The organism is Myxococcales bacterium, assembly GCA_012517325.1.
Taxonomy (GTDB): Bacteria; Lernaellota; Lernaellaia; order Lernaellales; family Lernaellaceae; genus JAAYVF01.
The window spans coordinates 1-16829 of sequence record JAAYVF010000073.1; the positions used below are offsets into that span (position 1 = coordinate 1).

General features: G+C 65.3%; 12 protein-coding genes. 6 read left to right on the forward strand and 6 right to left on the reverse strand.

The genetic code is table 11. The features are described from left to right. Positions 1 to 471, reverse strand: a 471-nt coding sequence (locus GX444_12470) for a DUF5060 domain-containing protein (protein NLH49396.1), incomplete at its 3' end; no start/stop codon positions are given. A 152-nt stretch (positions 472 to 623) separates the two neighbouring features. Here GX444_12470 and GX444_12475 point away from each other — a divergent pair. Continuing rightward, positions 624 to 1367, forward strand: a complete 744-nt coding sequence (locus GX444_12475; protein ID NLH49397.1) for a ubiquinone/menaquinone biosynthesis methyltransferase — start codon at positions 624 to 626, stop codon at positions 1365 to 1367. Here GX444_12475 and GX444_12480 read toward each other — a convergent pair. Genes GX444_12480 through GX444_12500 form a run of 5 tightly spaced genes read right to left on the reverse strand, consistent with a single transcriptional unit; the run spans position 1325 to position 8923 of the window. Further along, positions 1325 to 2893, reverse strand: a complete 1569-nt coding sequence (locus GX444_12480; GenBank protein NLH49398.1) for a hypothetical protein — start codon at positions 2891 to 2893, stop codon at positions 1325 to 1327. The two genes, GX444_12475 and GX444_12480, sit on opposite strands and share 43 nt — an antisense overlap. A 5-nt stretch (positions 2894 to 2898) precedes the next feature. Further along, entirely contained in the window at positions 2899 to 5316 is a 2418-nt protein-coding gene (locus GX444_12485; GenBank protein ID NLH49399.1) for a DNA translocase FtsK, read from the reverse strand. An 8-nt stretch (positions 5317 to 5324) separates the two neighbouring features. Beyond that, the gene (locus GX444_12490; protein NLH49400.1) at positions 5325 to 7046 is read right to left on the reverse strand and encodes a ribonuclease J; all 1722 of its coding nucleotides are present in this window, start codon (positions 7044 to 7046) and stop codon (positions 5325 to 5327) included. Next, positions 7030 to 7749, reverse strand: coding sequence for a 1-acyl-sn-glycerol-3-phosphate acyltransferase (locus GX444_12495; GenBank protein NLH49401.1), 720 nt, complete (start codon positions 7747 to 7749; stop codon positions 7030 to 7032). Before GX444_12495 ends, GX444_12490 begins: the two co-directional genes overlap by 17 nt. 49 nt (positions 7750 to 7798) lie before the next feature. Continuing rightward, positions 7799 to 8923 carry a hypothetical protein gene (locus tag GX444_12500; GenBank protein ID NLH49402.1) on the reverse strand — a complete coding sequence of 375 codons (1125 nt, stop codon included), beginning with the start codon at positions 8921 to 8923 and terminating at the stop codon, positions 7799 to 7801. A 202-nt stretch (positions 8924 to 9125) separates the two neighbouring features. Here GX444_12500 and GX444_12505 point away from each other — a divergent pair, with 202 nt between their 5' ends. Genes GX444_12505 through GX444_12525 form a run of 5 tightly spaced genes read left to right on the forward strand, consistent with a single transcriptional unit; the run spans position 9126 to position 16824 of the window. Beyond that, on the forward strand, positions 9126 to 10097 hold the full coding sequence (locus GX444_12505) for a sigma-54-dependent Fis family transcriptional regulator (GenBank protein NLH49403.1): 972 nt from the start codon (positions 9126 to 9128) through the stop codon (positions 10095 to 10097). Positions 10098 to 10103: 6 nt separating this feature from the next. Continuing rightward, on the forward strand, positions 10104 to 13376 hold the full coding sequence (locus GX444_12510; protein NLH49404.1) for a glycosyltransferase: 3273 nt from the start codon (positions 10104 to 10106) through the stop codon (positions 13374 to 13376). Then, entirely contained in the window at positions 13373 to 14524 is a 1152-nt protein-coding gene (locus tag GX444_12515; GenBank protein ID NLH49405.1) for a glycosyltransferase, read from the forward strand. Before GX444_12510 ends, GX444_12515 begins: the two co-directional genes overlap by 4 nt. Then, a complete protein-coding gene (locus GX444_12520) occupies positions 14525 to 15646 on the forward strand; it encodes a glycosyltransferase (GenBank protein NLH49406.1) in 1122 nt (373 codons plus the stop codon). It begins immediately after the preceding gene. Continuing rightward, a complete protein-coding gene (locus GX444_12525; protein NLH49407.1) occupies positions 15643 to 16824 on the forward strand; it encodes a glycosyltransferase in 1182 nt (393 codons plus the stop codon). Before GX444_12520 ends, GX444_12525 begins: the two co-directional genes overlap by 4 nt. The last annotated feature ends 5 nt before the right edge of the window (positions 16825 to 16829 follow it).

Genomic DNA, 16829 nt, shown 5'->3' on the forward strand with positions numbered 1-16829 from the left:
CGGATTGGTTTCGCTGACGCGCACGAAGCCGTCGCTGACGGCGGCGGACGCGGTGAAGGAAAACGGCTCGCTTTCGACGGATTCGTCGCCGGTTGCCGCGACCAGGTGCGCCGTGTATTCGCCTTCGGCCGACGGCGCGTAGCGCACGCGCCAGCGGCCCGCGCCGTCGGGGGTGAAGACTTCCAGATCGCCGACCAGCGAGCGCGTGTACGGTTCGTACCAGAAGGCGTCGGCCTGGACGGTTTCGCCGCCGGGGGTGGTGATGACCGCCCGGACGGCGATCTGCGCCGGGTCGTACGGATTGTCGTAGGCCGTGTCGAATTCCGCGTCGATCTCGGCCGGTTCGTACACCGGCGTCGCCGCGGCCGGCGGCGTCACGGAAACGAACGAAAAGGCCCAACCGGTCGCGGCCGTGAGGCCGATGCCGAGCAACGTCAGGAGCGCGGCCTGGAGGATCCGAGTTCGCTGCATCTTCGGGCTCGTTTGAAAAGTGGTTCGCTGCACCCGCGGGTATGATAAATCAGGAGGCGGCGCGGGGTCCAGCGACGCGACGGCCTGGGCCGGCGCCCGGTGGCATCTTCGTTTCGATTGTGTATGCTGAACCGATTTTCGACGAGGACGGGATGGCGAGCGATTACAACAAAGCCCTGAAGGAACCGCAACAAGTCAAAGCGCTGTTCGACGACCTGGCGCCGCGCTACGAATTCACCGACCACGTTTTCTCGCTCGGCCTGGACGCCTGGTGGCGCCGCCGCACCGCGAAAGCCCTGGCGCCGCAGGCGGCCGGCCCGCTGTTCGACGGCGCGACGGGCAGCGGCCAGTTGGCGCTTTCGTTGGCGAAGCGGTACCGCGAGCGGCGGGTGGTCGGGCTCGACTTTTCGTCCGGCATGCTGGCCCAGGCGCAACGCCGGATCGCCGCGGCTGGGGCCGGCGGACGGATCGGCCTGATCGAGGGCGATCTGACCGGCTTGCCGTTGGCCGGCGGCGTTTTCGGCGCCGCCACCGTGGCCTTCGGGGTGCGCAACGTCGCCGATCGCCGGGCCTGCCTCGCCGAGTTTTTCCGCGTGCTCCAGCCCGGCGGCCGCTTGCTCGTGCTGGAATTCGACCTGCCGACGCTTCCGGTGATCGGATTGTTGTATCGCTGGTATTTCGGACACGTCATGCCCTGGATCGCCAGACGGCTGCGCTCGTTCGAGGCCTATCGATATTTGTTCCAGTCGGTGCGGGCGTTTCCGCCGCCGGAGACGTTTTGCCGCATGCTGGAAAGCGCCGGCTTCGTCCGCGTGCATTCCCGCGCCATGACGCTGGGAACGGTACGGCTCTATCAGGGCGAGAAACCCGCCGCGCCGTCCGGCCAGGCTTCCTGACCCTCCGGCCCGACGCGAAACAGGACAAAGAGCGGCTTTCGATCGGTGTCGGCGATGACGCTCACCGTCGCGTAGCGCCAGCCCAATTCCGCGATCCGTTCCGCGACGTGTCGCCGTGGCCAGGAAAAGATTTCCCGCGGCGGCGCATGCGCGATGAACAACGCGCGGTCGCTTTGCAACAGCGCGTCCAGACTTTGCCGCGCCGCCGGATCGAGTTGCGGGCCGTTGAGGCGCCAGAACAACTCCTCGGGCGTCCGCTGACCGGACAAGGCCGCCAGCGGGCGCGTCATTCCCCAATCGAGCAGCACCGGGCGATCGCCGGGGCGGCCGGCCGCGCGGGCCAGATCGGCGAGGCGCGGCGACCAGAGGCCGGCGCCGCCCTTCCGGCGCAGCTTGTCCGATGTTTGCCAGGACGCGATGAGGCCGGTGATCAGCAGCGGAACTATCACCATTAGCGCGGCCGCTTTCGCGGCGCGGCGATCGGCAAAGGCGGTATCCAGAAAGAAAAAAACCAACCCCGCGATCGCCAGGTGAAACGCAGGCGCGAGCGTGAAGAAATGCGCACTGTCCAGGTCGTAGGGCAGGGCCAGCAGCGCGGCGCTTTGCAGCAGCACGGTCGCCGTCAGGAAAGGCAGCTCGACCGTCGACGGACGCGCCCGATCGCGGCGGTAGAGCGCCGGCAGGGAAATCACGCCGCCGAGAAAAACGACCGGCAGCAAGGTGGTCTTGGTGACGATGAACACCGCGCCCAACATTTGGTGAACCGGATAGGCGCCGCAGGTCGTTTCGTACAGCGCGCCGATTTTTTCCGCGAAGCCGACCCACGACCAGCCAAGAAACGGCGCGGCATAGGCGCGAACATCCGCCGGGTGTCCCAGCCAGTACATCCAGGCCGGGGCCGACCCGACGAGAAAAGCCGGCGCCGCCATCGCCCAGGCTCGTTTCCCGCCGGCCCGCTCGGCGGACGGAGGGAAAATCGCGCCGGCTGCCAGCGCCGCGCCGAGGAAAATCGAAAAGTCGAATTTCGTCCACACACCGAGTCCGGCGATCAGGCCCGTCCAGGCAGCCGTCGAGGAGCGGCCGGTTTGCCGGTAGGACAGCAACGCCAATAGGAAAAGGATCCGCAGCACGAACGGCAGAGCCGACGGGCCGTAATCCTCGCGGAAGTGATGCATCATCGCCGGGTCCAGAGCAAGCAGCCAGATCGCCAGCAGCGCGGTGCGGCGGCCGAAAAACCGCCGGGCGGTAACGTAGGTCAGCAGCAAGCCGACGATGCCCAGCACCAGCATGGGCGCGCGGATCCGCGTCGGAGTCGTCGGAAAATCGCCGAGCAGCGGGACGTAGAGCAGGCTCTTCAATCCGCCGAGGTACGGCGTCAGCATCCAGGCGGTTCGCCCTTCAAGGAGCGGCGCGAGGAAGAAACATTCGTCCTCGTTCAGGCCGGGCCGGTCCAAACCCGGCAAGCCGACGGCGAGAAACCAGACCAGAGCGAGGAGCACGAGCAGGGGGGCGACGGCGCGCGCCATGGCCGTCAGTCGTCGTAGTTCGTTTCGGGCAGGTAGATCTCGCGCGGACGGCTGGTGCCGTCGCTGGTGGAAATCATGCCTTCCCGTTCCATCCGTTCGATGATCCGGGCGGACCGGTTGTAGCCGATTTTCAACCGCCGCTGGATGTAACTGACCGAGGCCTTGCGTTCGCGGGCGACGATGTCGACGGCCTTGTCGAACAGGCCTTCGTCGACGTCGCCGTCGTCGTCGTCGAGGTTCACCTCGTCGAGGCTGGCGTTGTTCAGGTCGGTGCCGGTCGCGGTGCGGATTTCGGCGTATTGCGGCCGCGGATTTTTTTCCTTCAGGTGGTGCACGATGCCTTGCACCTCCTCGTCGGAAACGAAGGCCGCGTGGAAACGCGAGATCTTGGCGGCGCCGGGCGGCAGGAAGAGCGCGTCGCCCATGCCCAGCAGGTTGTTCGCGCCGGTTTCGTCCAAAATGGTGCGGCTGTCGACGCGGGTCCGCACCTGGAACGAAATGCGGCTGGGGAAGTTGGCCTTGATGACGCCGGTGATGACGTCGACGCTCGGCCGCTGCGTGGCGATGATCAGGTGGATGCCGGCGGCGCGCGCCATCTGCGCCAGGCGGGCGATGAATTCCTCGACCTCCTTGGCGGCGATCATCATCAGGTCGGCCAGTTCGTCCAGGATGATGACGATGTACGGCAGCTTTTCGGGGATCGGTTCGGCTTCCTCGCCCGTCAGCTTGCCCTTGCGCGGCGTCTTGGCGATGGCCTTCTCGATTTTCGCGTTGTAGCTGTCGATGTTGCGGACGCGCTGCTCGGCCATCTTGCGGTAGCGATCCTCCATCTCGGCCACGGCCCAGCGCAGCAGCAGCGCGGCTTTTTTCGGTTCGGTGATGACCGGGTGCAGCATGTGCGGCGTGTCGGTGTACATGCTCAGTTCGAGCTGTTTGGGGTCGACCATCAGCAGCCGCACCTGATCCGGCGTGGTCTTGAAAATGAGCGACATGATCACGCCGTTGAGAAACACGCTCTTGCCGCTGCCGGTCGTGCCGGCGACCAGCAGGTGCGGCATCCGCGCCAGATCCTGCACCATCGGCCGGCCGGTGCTGTCCTTGCCGAAGGCGATGGTCAGCGGGGACTTGGCCTCGTTGAATTCCTTGCTTTCCAGAATTTCGCGCAGGTAGACGATCTCGCGGCGCAGGCTCGGCACCTCGATGCCCACGGCGCCCTTGCCGGGAATCGGCGCGATGATGCGGATTTTTTCGGCCTGCAGCGCCATCGCCAGGTCGTCCTCCAGGTTGGCGATGCGCGAAATCTTGATGCCCGCCGAGGGCTCATACTCGAACATCGTGATGACCGGGCCGGGATAGATCTCGACGACCTTGCCGGTGATGCCGAAGGTTTCCAGCTTGCTTTCCAGCGCCACGCTCTGCGCCAGCAGCGCCTCGCGGTCGAGGTCCTTGTCGCCCTTTGACGCCCGCTGGAAAAGGTCGAGCGGCGGCCGCGAGTAGGCGTCGCTCAACCCGGAGAACGAAATCTGGCGTGCCGTTTCCGTTTCGGCCTTCTGGTGAATCGTGATGACGTCGGCGTCTTTGGCCTTGCGGGGCGGCGGCGGCGGGGGTGGCGGCGCCGGTTCGAATTCGTCGACCGCGAACGGTTCGGGCGTGGGTTCGGGAACCTGGTCGAGCCGGGTGGTGCGAACCGGCGCGTCGGCCTTGCGGTGTTTCTTCGCTTCCTTGGCCAGTGGCTCGGCGGTTTCAGGGATGCCGTGGCGGATGATCGGGGCGGGTCGCTCGGGACCGGCGCCGGTTTCGACCGCCCGTTGATCGCGGCGCTGGCGGCGGCGGCGCGCCTCGCGGCGGATCGTCCAGCGCGAACGGAGGGTGTCGACGAGGCCGGCCAGATAGGCCCGGAAGCCGCGCAGCATTTTGATAAACGAGAAATCAACGCTGAGAATCAGCGCGACGATCGCCAGACCGCCGACCAGCAGCAGGCCGCCGACCCGGCCGAGGAAATCGGTCAGCAAATCCGCCAGGGCCTTGCCGGCGATGCCGCCGCCTTCCTGGCCGAGGAACATCGCCAGAATGCAGGCGACGACGATCATCAGGATCAGGTAGCCGAAAATCTGCCCCAGGGCGGGTTTGAACAGGCGCCGCCGGTACAGCAGCAAGCCGATGAAGACCAGCATCAGCGGCACCATCACGCTGGCGATGCCGCCGATTTGCAGCAGCAGGTCGGAGGTGTGGGCGCCGAACCGGCCGATCATGTTTTGCGGATAGGTGTCGGGAATGGCGACGGTGTTGTAGGACGGATCGCTGACATAGTGCGAGAGCAGCGCGAGGCCGAGCATGGCCGCGAGAATGATCACCAGGACGCCGGCGATCTCCATGCCTTTGCCCGGTTGACGGTTTTCCTCGCCGACGGTTTTTTTCGCCAAGGTCCGGCTCAGACCTCCATGATTACGGGAATGACGATCGGGCGCCGGCCGATGCGTTTGGCGAACAGGCGGCGCACCGCGCGGGCGATTTCCTGCTTGGCGTCTTCCTCGCTGAAGGCGTTGTCGGTCCGCAGGGTCTGCATCGTTTCCAACACCAGGTTTTTCGCCTCGTCGATCAGTTCGGCGTATTCCGGCTCGTAGACGACGCCTTTGCTCTTGAAGTGCGGCCCGGAGACGATCATGCCGTCACGATGGGCCAGCGCGCAAGTGATGGTGCCGTCCTCCGACAGCAGCCGGCGGTCGGTCAGGACGATGTTGCCCACGTCGCCGATGCCGTGGCCGTCGACGTAGACGCGGCCCGACGGCACGCGGTCGCCGGCGCGCAGAGCGCCATCGACGGCGATGATCGAATCGCCGCTTTCCAGCACGTGGATGTTTTTCGAGGCCACGCCCATTTTTTTCGCCAGCTTGGCGTGTTGCACGAGTTGCCGGTACTCGCCGTGAATCGGGATGAAATGCTTGGGCTTGCACAGCCGCAGCAGAACCTTGAGTTCCTCCTGGTAGGCGTGGCCGCTGGTGTGGATCTTGCTGATGGTCTCATAGACGACGTCGGCGCCTTTGCGGTACAGTTCATTGATGATGTTGGTGACGGCGCGCTCGTTGCCGGGGATGATCTTCGAGGACAGGATCACCGTGTCGCCCGCTTCGATTTCGATGTGCTTGTGGTTGTTTTCGGCGATGCGGGTGAGCACGCTCATCGGCTCGCCCTGGCTGCCGGTGCACAGGATGACGATGCGGCTGGGGTCCAGCTTCTCCAGGTCGTTGAGGTCGCCGAGCAGGTCGTCGTCGATTTTCAGCACGCCGAGCTGCCGGCCGATCCGGATGCTTTCCACCACGCTCCGGCCGTTGAGCACGATCTTGCGGCTGAACCGGGAGGAAATGTCGAAGATTTGCTGGATGCGCTGCAGGTTGCTGGCAAAGAGCGTGACGATGATCCGGCCCGGGCAGTCGTGGAAGATGTTTTCCAGTTCCAGGGCGATGTCGCGTTCGCTGATCGTGTAGCCCTCGCGCTCGACGTTGGTCGAATCCGACAGCATGCACAGCACGCCCTGATCGCCGAATTGCGCGAAGCGGTTCATGTCGGTCATTTCGCCGTCGAAGGGCGTGAAATCCAGCTTGAAGTCGCCGGAGTGGATGATCAGCCCTTGCGGCGTCCGGATCGCCAGCGCGAAGCCGCCGTGGATCGAGTGGCTGACCTGGATGAACTCGACGGTGAACGGCCCGTAATCGCGTTTATCCCCGGCCGCGACCGTTTCCATCCGCACGTCGGCAAAGCCGTTGCCGTTGCCGTTGGCATGGCCGTTGCCGCCGCCGTTGCCGTTGCCGGAGACGCGGCTGTGCGCCAACTCGTATTCCAGAAAAGCCAGCGTGATCTTCGAGCCGACGACCACCGGTTTGTGGTGGCGCAGCAAATACGGCACGGCGCCGATATGGTCCTCGTGCGCGTGCGTCAGCAGCAGCGCGACGATGTCGTTGGAACGGCCCGCCAGGTACGTAAAGTCGGGGATCACGATGTCGACGCCCAGCATGAAATCCTCGGGGAACATCAGGCCGCAATCGATCAGCAGGATTTTCCCCTCGCATTCCAGGGCCAACATGTTCAAACCGATCTCACCCAGTCCTCCCAGCGGGATGATTTTCACGGCTTGATGTTCATTCATGGCTGTCATTTTCAATTAGCTCCCTCACCGCTTCTTGGGTCTGCCGCAATAATGTATCGCGATCATCGTAGGTCAGCCGTTCGGTGATAATCGGCCGACCGATGCGAATGGTGATGGTACCCGGGCGCGGAAAAAAATCGCCGATGCCGTGCAAGGCCGCCGAGCCGACGATGCCCACCGGCACGACGGGGATGTGGTGTTGGGTCGCCAGCACGAAAGCGCCCTTTTTCCATTCGCCCAGGCGTCCGTCGGCGGCGCGCCGGCCGCCGGGGAAAATGCAGATGTTCTTGCCTTGGCGAAATTTTTCGGCCATCAACTCCAGGCGACCTCGCTGCGCGTTTTTCTTCCGGCGGTCGATGTACACGTGATCCAGGGTGTAAAAGGCGATCCCGAAAACCGGCACCCAGACCAAGGTTTTCTTCGCCAGAAAACGCAACTGAACCGGAAAGTCGTTATAGAGCGCCAGGACATCCAGGTAGCTCACGTGATTGGAAACGAAAAGATAAGGACCGCCATTCCGGATATTTTCCTCGCCGTAAACGTGAATTTTGATTCCCAGAATCCGCTTCCAGGCCCCAGTCCAGATTCTTCCGATGCGATTGACCTTGGCGCGAGCCGGGTCAAACGGCGCTATCAGCAGCACCACAAAGTACAAAATGTGCGCCAAAACAAAGGCAACCAATACGGCTGCCGCAAAACGCAATACTCGCATCGGGCCTCCGCCCCAATCCAATAAGTTTAACCGCAATCAAGGAAAATAATCAATTGGCCTTTGCCGTCTCTCGGCGGGAAAATTGCAATTGGTCGCTGTTATTGAGAATGAGTTTGGTTAATTCCTCCGCCGCCAGTGAATGCCCATTCCCATTGAAATGCACCGGGTCGACGAACAATTTCTTCCCTTCGCGCTCGGCCGCCAAAAACGCGGGTAACAGATCAAGGAACAACAAATTTTTCTTTTGGCAGAAGTCCGCCGTCAAGTCGCGGAACGAGTCGTACAGCCGTTCCGAAGGCATGATTTCCCGCGACGGGTCTTTTTCTTGATCCAGCCTGGCATCCAGGATGATTTGCGTCAGGTGATAGACCAACAGCAATTTGACGCCGGCTTCCCTGGCGTCGCGCGCGATGTTTTCGAGATCTTCCCTGAAACCGTCCCGGCACCAGGCCGCTTCCACGCTGAAATCGCCCAACCGCGTCCGGGTCGTTTGGATTTGCGACGCGATCATCGCCCGTTCGCTGCCTTTTATTTCACGTCTCAGCAGGCGATAGAGCTTGAGATCGCGCAGGCCGCTTTGCAGTCGAACCAGCAGATTATCCCGCCCTTCGTCGTGCTTTTTTTCCAGTTGGCGAAGGATTTCGATGTTGGGATCGCTGTTGAACAACACATAAAGAATCACCAAATCCGGCCGGTAGTTGCGTAATTTCCGCTCGAAAAGCAGGCGGTGCGAATAAATTGTCGTGCCGGGAATGCCGGCATTGAGCACCTCGACCGGCTGCGACGAAGCCGCGCGTAATTTCGTCTCCAAAAGGCGCGGGAACGTTTGCGGCTCGGGAACCAGCACACCGAAAGCGGTGGAATCGCCCACCGAGATGATCCGATACGCCCCCGCCGGTTTGCGGTCGGCGAATTCGGGTCCGCGAAAGCCGGCGTGGTTGGTCGGATCGTCCGGTAGGTCGTGGTTGCCGAACGGTACGCGAACCCCCGGCAGGAGTTCGTAGGCCGCTTCGAAAATGTCGGTATAATACCGTTCGGCGGGCGCTTTGGCCAAACCGGTCAGCCGTAAGGCCATTTCGGCGAGGATGACGAAGCAGAAAAACGCGGCCAGCGAGAAAAGGACTTTATGTCGACAGGAGATCCGGACTCGGTTTTTTCCAGATGCTGAATTCATTCTCGCCATCCGCTCCGCCGACTCCGGTCTTTTGCTGTTCGATCCGCAAAATACACTAGCGTAAACTACGCGGCTAAAAAAGCTGCTTGTTTGTATTGATTCTGTATCGATCCCCGGCTTTTTTCTTGACACTACGTGCCGAAAGTTCATAAGTATGCAGAGGGTCAGTCGGTAAAAATGTAAACTTTTCCTGGGGGCACGAATGACCTCCGCCGGCGATGTGTCGGAAATCATCGGCCGTAGCAAACCGATGCAGGATATCCTGCGGTTGGTCGAGCGCGTGGCGCCCTTCAAATCCACGGTATTGATCGGCGGCGAAAGCGGCACCGGCAAGGAAATCATCGCCCGGGCGATTCACGACAAGAGTCCGCGCCGAAGCGAACCTTTCGTCGCGGTGAACTGCGGCGCCATTCCCGAGAACCTGATCGAGGCCGAGCTTTTCGGTCACGTCAAAGGCGCCTACACCGGGGCGGTCGCCACCCGCGAGGGTTTTTTTGAAAAAGCGCAGAAGGGCACGCTGTTTCTCGACGAAATCGGCGACCTGCCGTTGTCGCTGCAGGTGAAAATCCTGCGCGCCCTGCAGGAAGAGGAGATCGTGCGCGTCGGCGACCGGCGGCCGATCAAGCTCGACATCCGGTTCATCGCGGCGACCAACCGCAACCTGGACCAGGACGTCCACGAGGGCCGGTTCCGGGCCGACCTGTTTTACCGGCTGAACGTGGTGAGTATTCAGGTGCCGCCGTTGCGCGAACGGCTCGATGATCTGCCGCTGTTCGTGCACCACTTCGTGCAGTCGATCTGCCGGCGCCTGGGCAAGCGCCTCGAGGGCGTCAGCCGCGAAGCGATCGGCATGATGCGCAACTACGAATGGCCCGGCAACATCCGCGAACTGGAAAACGTGCTCGAACAGACCATTTTGATGATGGATGACGACCAGCTCCTTGAACCGCGGCATCTGCCGTTGTTCATGGAGCGCCGCGGGGCCGAACGCCGCCGCCGCATGTGGGAAGAGGCGCTGGATCGCAAGTTGTCGCTCGACGAATACGCCCGCGAATTCGTCGTCCGTTTTCAGGAACAGCACACGGAAAAGGAATTGGCGAACTTTCTCGGCATTACCCCCAAAACGCTGTGGGAAAAGCGAAAAAAATGGGGCCTGCCGCGGACGCGCCACTAAACAACGATGAAACAGCAACGCGCCGTCGTCGTCACCTGCGCCGCCCAGAACGCGGCCCTCGCCGCCATTCGCAGCCTGCACGACGCGGGTTGGCGGGTGATCGCAGTCGATCACAACCCGCGGGCGAAGGGGTTCGTCAGCCGGGGATGCGACGAGCGCTGGTTGTCGCCGGTTTCGCCGGCCAGCAAACCGGCCGCCTATGCCGCCTGGTTGCTGGAGCAGTTGCGCGCCAAACCCGCCGAAGTGCTGGTGCCGGTCACCGACGCGGCGATTTTCGCCCTGTTGCCGCGTCGGGATGAATTGGAAGCCCTGACGGCCGTGCCGTGGCCGAGCACCGCGGCGCTGGAGGAAGCGGCCGATAAGAACCGCACCTTCGCCCTGGCGGCGGAACTGGGGCTGGCGATACCGCCGCAGGTCGTCTGGCGACGCGAGGAACCGTTGCCGCCGGCGATGACGTATCCGACGGTGATCAAGCCCCTGCGCAGCATGATCGACGGCGGCAAGATCGCGGTCGCCTATGCCGCCGACGAGGCGGAACTGCGCGCGCGCACGGCCGATTGGCCCGCCGCGGCGTTTCCGGTGCTGTTGCAGGAACGCGTGGTGGGCGCGGGCGAGGGCTATTTCGGCGTCTGGCGGCACGGCGAACCGGTGGTCGAGTGCGCCCATCGCCGGCGGCGCGAAATGCCGCCGTCGGGCGGCGTCAGCACGCTGCGCGAGGCGATCCCCCTCACCGACGATCTGCGCGAACCCGCCCGCCGGTTGCTCGCGCATTGGCGCTGGCACGGCCCGGCGATGGTCGAATTCAAGCGCGGCCATGACGGCCGCCCCTACCTGATGGAAGTCAACGGCCGGCTCTGGGGCAGCCTGCAACTGGCGGTGGACGCGGGCATCGACATCCCGCTGGCCAGCGTGTTGGTGGCGGTCGGCGAATCGGTGCCGCCGATGACCTATCATCCCGGCGTGCGTACGCGCTGGGAATTGGGCGACCTCGACGCGCTGATCACTCGGCTGTTCAAACGCGACCGCGACCTGAAACTGCCGCCGAACGCGCTGTCGCGCGGGCGCTGGATTTGGGATTTCGTCGCCGACTTTTTTCGGGCCGGCGTGCGAACGGAACTGTGGCGGCGCAACGACACCCATCCGTTCTGGCGCGACCTGCGCAACTGGATGGTCAACAAGCGCTGGATGGTCGCCAAACGGGTGAAAACGCCCGCCGCCACACGGGCGGTGTCGCACCTTCATTCGACGATCAGCTACGACGGCGAGATGTCGGTCGCCGCGATCGCGACCTTGCTGCACCTGCGCGGCGTCCACGTCGGTTTGATCGCCGAGCACGTCAACAACCTGACCCAGGCCGACGTCGACCGGCTGGCCGCCGAATGCCGGCGGTACAGCGAGGCCGACCTCTTGCTCGTGCCCGGCCTGGAATTCGCGACGGCCGAGGGCTGCCACGTGCTCGGCCTGGGTTGCGCGAAGCTGATTGAGGAAACCGACCCGGCCCGGCTGACCGCAGCGATTCGCGCCGCCGGCGGGCTGGCGGTGCTGGCGCATCCGCATTCGGAATGCCTGACCGCCGATTCGCCTCTGGTGCGCTCGCTGGACGGCGTGGAAATCTGGAACACGATGCACGACGGCGCTTACGTGCCCAATCCGCAAAGCGTCGACCGCTGGCTGGAACTCGGGCGCCGCGGGATCGACCTGGCGCCGCTGCACGGCAACGATTTTCATTGCCGCGATCATTTCAAACGCCCGCGGCTGGAATTTCCGGACCTGAAGGAACGGCCGCTCGATTGGCCGACGGTGCGCGAGGCGATTCGCGCCCGCCGTTACCGGCTGTCCAACGACTGGCTGCAAGTGCCGGCCGACCGGCGGCTGGCCTGGTGGAATCCGCTTTTCCACTTGCTCAAGGCGGCGCAGCGGACGGTTTCGAAACTGAAGCAGCGCTTGACCGCGGGCCGGGTGACGCCGTGCTGGGAATACCTCGGGTGTGAAGCGGACGCCTGCTGCGTGGCGCGCGAACAAGGATCGTCGGGCCTGCAGTGCTGGCGGATCGTCGGCACGTTCGCCGGCCAGGACCGCCGCGGGCCCTGCTGCCGCCACCTCCCCGATTGCCGCGAGTGCGAGTATTACCGGTTCCGCAACGCGCCCGGCGACGCCGGTCGGCCGCGCCGGATTCTGCATCTGATCGAGACGGTCAATCCGGGCGGCGCCGAGTTGATGATGCTCAACCTGATCGGCGCGCTGGACCGGCGGCGGTACACCAGCCACGTCGTGCTGATCAAGCACGGATGGTTGGAAACGCGGTTGCGCGAAATGGGAGTGCCGGTCACGGTGCTGCCGCTGCAACGGAAGCTGGATTGGCGATTCGCCCGGGCGGTGGCGCGCCTGGCCCGCCGCCGGCATTTCGATCTGCTGCACAGCCACGAATTCACCATGAACGGCTATGCCTTTTTCGCCGGCCGGCTGGCGCGCAAGGCGACGGTCGCCACGGTGCACGGCAATCTGGAGTACCTCGCCCAGAAGCGCCGCCGGCAATGGTTCTATTGGTGGATCGCCGGCCGCTCCGGCCCGATGGTGACGGTCAGCGAGGAACTCAAGCGGCGGTTGTCGGCGGACTTCAAGCTGTCGGCCGAGCGGTTGACGGTGATTCACAACGGCGTGGCGCTTCCCGCCGCGGAGCCCGACGCGGCCCGGCGGCGCGAGCTGCGCGGCGAACTGGGCCTGCCCGCGGACGCGACGCTCCTGGGGGTGATCGGGCGGTTGCATCCGGTCAAAGGGCAGGACGTCCTGCTGGCCGCGCTGCCGGAACTGCGCGCCCGTTTTCCGCGCGTCCACCTGGGCATTGTCGGGCAGGGCCTGCAACAGCCGTTTCTGGCCGAACGGGTTCGCGAACTGGGCCTGACCGACGCCGTGACCTTCGCCGGTTACCGCGAAAATATCCGCGAATACCTCGGCGCTTTCGATTTGATCGTCGTGCCCAGCCGGTACGAGGGCTTGTCGCTGTTGCTGATCGAAGCGATGGCGGCCGGGCGGCCGATCGTGGCGACGCGGGTCGGCGGCAATCCCGAAGCGATCGCCGACGGTGTTTCCGGGCTGCTGGTGCCGCCGGACGATCCTGCCGCGCTGGCGGCGGCCGCCGGGCGGATTCTCGGCGATCCGGAACTGGCCGCGGGTCTGGGCCGCGCCGCCCGGGCCCGGGCGGAAGAGAGTTTCAGCATCGCCGCCATGCTGGCGGCTTACGACGAATTGTATCGACGCAAAATGGAGCAGCGTTCATGATCTGGCCCTGGCTGGCGATGTGGCTCATCGGGCTGGCGGCGTTCGCCTTCCCGTACGCGATTTATCCGTGGTTGCTCGGCCGGCGCGGTGCCCGTTACGCGGTCGGGCAGACCGTCACCCCGGAAAAGTGGCCCGCCGTTTCGGTGATTCTGGCCGCCTTCAACGCCGAGGACCGAATCGAGGCGAAAATCGCTGAACTGCTGAAACTGGAATACCCCGGCCAAGTGGAAATCGTCGTGGTGGACGACGGCAGCACCGACCGCACGGCGATCCGCGCCAAGGCGGCCGGAGCGCACCAGGTGCTGCGGCTGCCGGAACGCAGCGGCAAGAGCGAGGCGCAGAACGCCGGCGTCCAGAGCGCGCGGGGCGAGGTGCTGGTGTTCACCGATGTTTCGGTGGTCGTCCGCGAAAACGCGTTGCGGCAATTGATTCCGGCGCTGCTGGTCGAAGGCGTGGGCTGCGTGACGGGCGTGGACGTGTCGGTGGCGGGCGCGGCGGGCGATCCGGCGCAGGAGGCCGGATTTTATACCCGGTTCGAGATCGCGCTCCGACGCCGGGAGGCCGAGGCGGGGACGCTGTTCGGGGTCAACGGCTGTCTGTTCGCGATCCGCAAAGCGCATCGGGCCCCCGTGCCGCGTGACTGCGTCGACGACCTGTACGTGCCCCTGGCCGTGCAGGACCGCGGCCTGCGCGTCGCGCTGCAACCCAAGGCCGAGGCCGTGGTCTTTCGCCCGCAAAGCCTGGCCGAGGAATACCGGCGCAAGGTGCGGACCTTCACCGGCGGTCTGTTCACCCTGCGGCGCGCGATGGACGATCTGCCGCGGGCCTACCGCCGTTTGCGTTGGCGGCTGATCGGCCACAAATGGCTGCGCTGGCTGGGGCCGTTCTTTCTGCTCCTGGCCTTCTACGGCAGCATCGGGCTGGTCCGGCGTTCGGCGCTGGGCTGGCCGATCGTCATTCTCGAGGCGCTGTGGCTGGCGCTCGCGCTGCTGGGCACGATCCGGACCGGCGCGGGGCGGCCGACCTCGCGGGTGGTGCGATTGGCGGCCTTCATCCTGTGGGTCCAGGCGGCGCTGCTTCATGCCTGGTGGCGGTTGGCGACCGATCGCCCCTTCGTCGTTTGGCGGCCGACGCGGCGAGGTCTGTGAATGATCCGCTTGCTGCTCATCGCCGAAGGCGCCCGCTTCGCCGGCATCGAAGGCCATCTGGTGACCCTGCTGCGCGCGCTGCCCGCCGACGAGGTCGCGCCGCAATTGGCGGTATTCAATCGCGGCCCCCTGGCCGAACGCGTCGCGGCGCTCGGCGTGCCGGTGCATTTCATCGAACGCCAGACCAAGTATGATCCCGGCGCGATCCGCCGCGTGGCGCGACTGGTCGCGGAGACCGGCACCGGGATCGTCCATACGCACGGCTACCTGGCCAACGTGATCGCCGCCCGGGCGCTGGCCGACGGCCGCGTGCCGCTGGTCACGACGGTGCACGGCGCGCCCGAACCGTTCGGCGGCTGGGCCGGTTTGAAGATGAAAATCAACCTGGCGCTCGATCGCCGGGCGATGAAACGGGTTTGCCGGCGGGTCATCGTGGTGGCGACCCATCTGGCGGAGGCGTTGGCGCAACAGGGCGTGCCGGCCGAAAAGATCAAGGTCATTTACAACGGGTTGCCGCCGTGGAGCGCCGAATCCGCGCAACGTTACCAAAGCCGCGGCCGGTTGGACCTGGCGCCCGACGCCCTGGCTGTCGCGTTCGTCGGCCGGCTCGAGCCGGTGAAGGATCCGCTGGCGTTCGTCGAATTCGCCCACCTGGTGCACGATTACCATCCGAACACCACGTTTTTAGTCGCGGGCCACGGGCCGCTGCAGGAAGCCATGTGCCGGCGGGTCCAGGAACTCGGTTTGTTGCCGCACGTGCGGTTCCTCGGTTTCGTGGACGACATGGATTCGCTGCTGGCGGCCGCCGACCTACTGGTGCTGACCAGCCGTCACGAGGGCATTCCGTTCGCGGCGCTGGAAGCCATGCGAGCGGGGGTGCCGGTCGTCGCGCCGGCCGTGGGCGGTTTGCCGGAACTGCTGGGCGGTTTGGACGGTTTGCTGTCGCCGGCGCACGATGTACGGCAACTGGCGGCGCTGGCCGTTCGCCTGCTCGGCGACCGGCCGCGCTTGGCCCAGGCCGGCGCGGAAGTCACGGCTCGTTTCGACGAGCGGTTCACGGCCGCCGGAATGGTGGAAAAACTGCTCGGCGTTTACCGGGAAATCCTCGCGGAGGTCGCGTGATTCTCTGGCATGTTGGGTTGACGTTGTTTTCGCTGCTGCTGTTGCTGGCGGCCATCCGCTACGCGTTTTTCGCGATCTTGTCGCGCGTGCAGCCGCCGCCCGTCTTACCGCCGCGGGCTGCCGCGACCCGCTTCTGCGTGCTCGTCCCGGCGCACAACGAAGGCGCGAACGTCCGGGCCACCGTCGAGGCGGCGCGCCGCTTCACCTATCCGGCCGACCGGTTTCGCGTCGTCGTGCTGGTGGACAACTGCGACGACGACACCGCCGCCCAGGCGCGGGACGCGGGCGCCGAGACGATCGAGCGGCGGCAGCCGGAAGCGCCGGGCAAGGGGCAGGCGGTCGCGTGGGCGATCGCCAACCATCTGCGGCCAGACGAGGCGCTGGTCATCTGCGACGCCGACAGCCGGCCCGCTCCCGATTACCTGGATTGGATGAACCGGGCGCTGGCCTCCGGTTACGGGGCGGCGCAGGGTTTCAACGGCTCGGCCAACCCCGAGGAAAGCGGGCTGGCCGCGCTGGCCGCGGTGACCAGCGGCATGAAAAACGCCTTCCATTACACCGGCAAGACGGCCGCCGGACTGCCCGCGCCGTTAATGAACGGCCTGACCCTCGCCGCCGCGACGTGGCATGCCCATCCGTGGCGGGCGTTTTCGATCGTCGAGGATTTCGAAACCTACCTGAATCTGGTCGCCGCGGGAGTGCCGATCCGCTTCGTGCCCGAGGCGAAAATCCTCAGCCCCCGGGCGAGCGGTTTCCGGGCGGCTTCCTCGCAGAAGCAACGCTGGAGCGGCGGCCAAAGCAAACTGGCGCGCGAAGTCGCCTGGCCGCTGGCCCGGCGGGGGCTGCGCGAGTGGTCGTGGGCCAAGCTGAGCGCCGCGCTCGACTTGCTGGCGCCGGGCTACGCGCCGACCACGGCCTGGCTGCTAATCACGGCGATCGTCGGCCGATGGTCGTTCGGGCCCACGGCTCATCCGGCCGTCGGTCTGGCGCTGGCGGGATTGCTGTTGATGGGCGGGCAGTTCGTCGCCGGCCTGGCGCGCCTGCGCTGGACGCCGCGCCTGGCGCTGGCGGTCCTGCTGGCGCCGGTGTATCTGGTTTGGAAAATGGCGCTTTCGCTGCGGGCGTTCCGGCGCGCGCCCGACCGCTGGCAGCGGTCCGCGCGGCCCGGGGACGAATAGCGAGG

Bases quoted from the DNA above. Each gene is read 5' to 3' on its own strand.
- GX444_12475 (NLH49397.1), top strand. From the start codon at position 624: ATGGCGAGCGATTACAACAAAGCCCTGAAGGAACCGCAACAAGTCAAA.
- GX444_12480 (NLH49398.1), bottom strand. From the start codon at position 2,893: ATGGCGCGCGCCGTCGCCCCCCTGCTCGTGCTCCTCGCTCTGGTCTGG.
- GX444_12490 (NLH49400.1), bottom strand. From the start codon at position 7,046: ATGACAGCCATGAATGAACATCAAGCCGTGAAAATCATCCCGCTGGGA.
- GX444_12495 (NLH49401.1), bottom strand. From the start codon at position 7,749: ATGCGAGTATTGCGTTTTGCGGCAGCCGTATTGGTTGCCTTTGTTTTG.
- GX444_12500 (NLH49402.1), bottom strand. From the start codon at position 8,923: ATGAATTCAGCATCTGGAAAAAACCGAGTCCGGATCTCCTGTCGACAT.
- GX444_12505 (NLH49403.1), top strand. From the start codon at position 9,126: ATGACCTCCGCCGGCGATGTGTCGGAAATCATCGGCCGTAGCAAACCG.
- GX444_12510 (NLH49404.1), top strand. From the start codon at position 10,104: ATGAAACAGCAACGCGCCGTCGTCGTCACCTGCGCCGCCCAGAACGCG.
- GX444_12515 (NLH49405.1), top strand. From the start codon at position 13,373: ATGATCTGGCCCTGGCTGGCGATGTGGCTCATCGGGCTGGCGGCGTTC.
- GX444_12520 (NLH49406.1), top strand. From the start codon at position 14,525: ATGATCCGCTTGCTGCTCATCGCCGAAGGCGCCCGCTTCGCCGGCATC.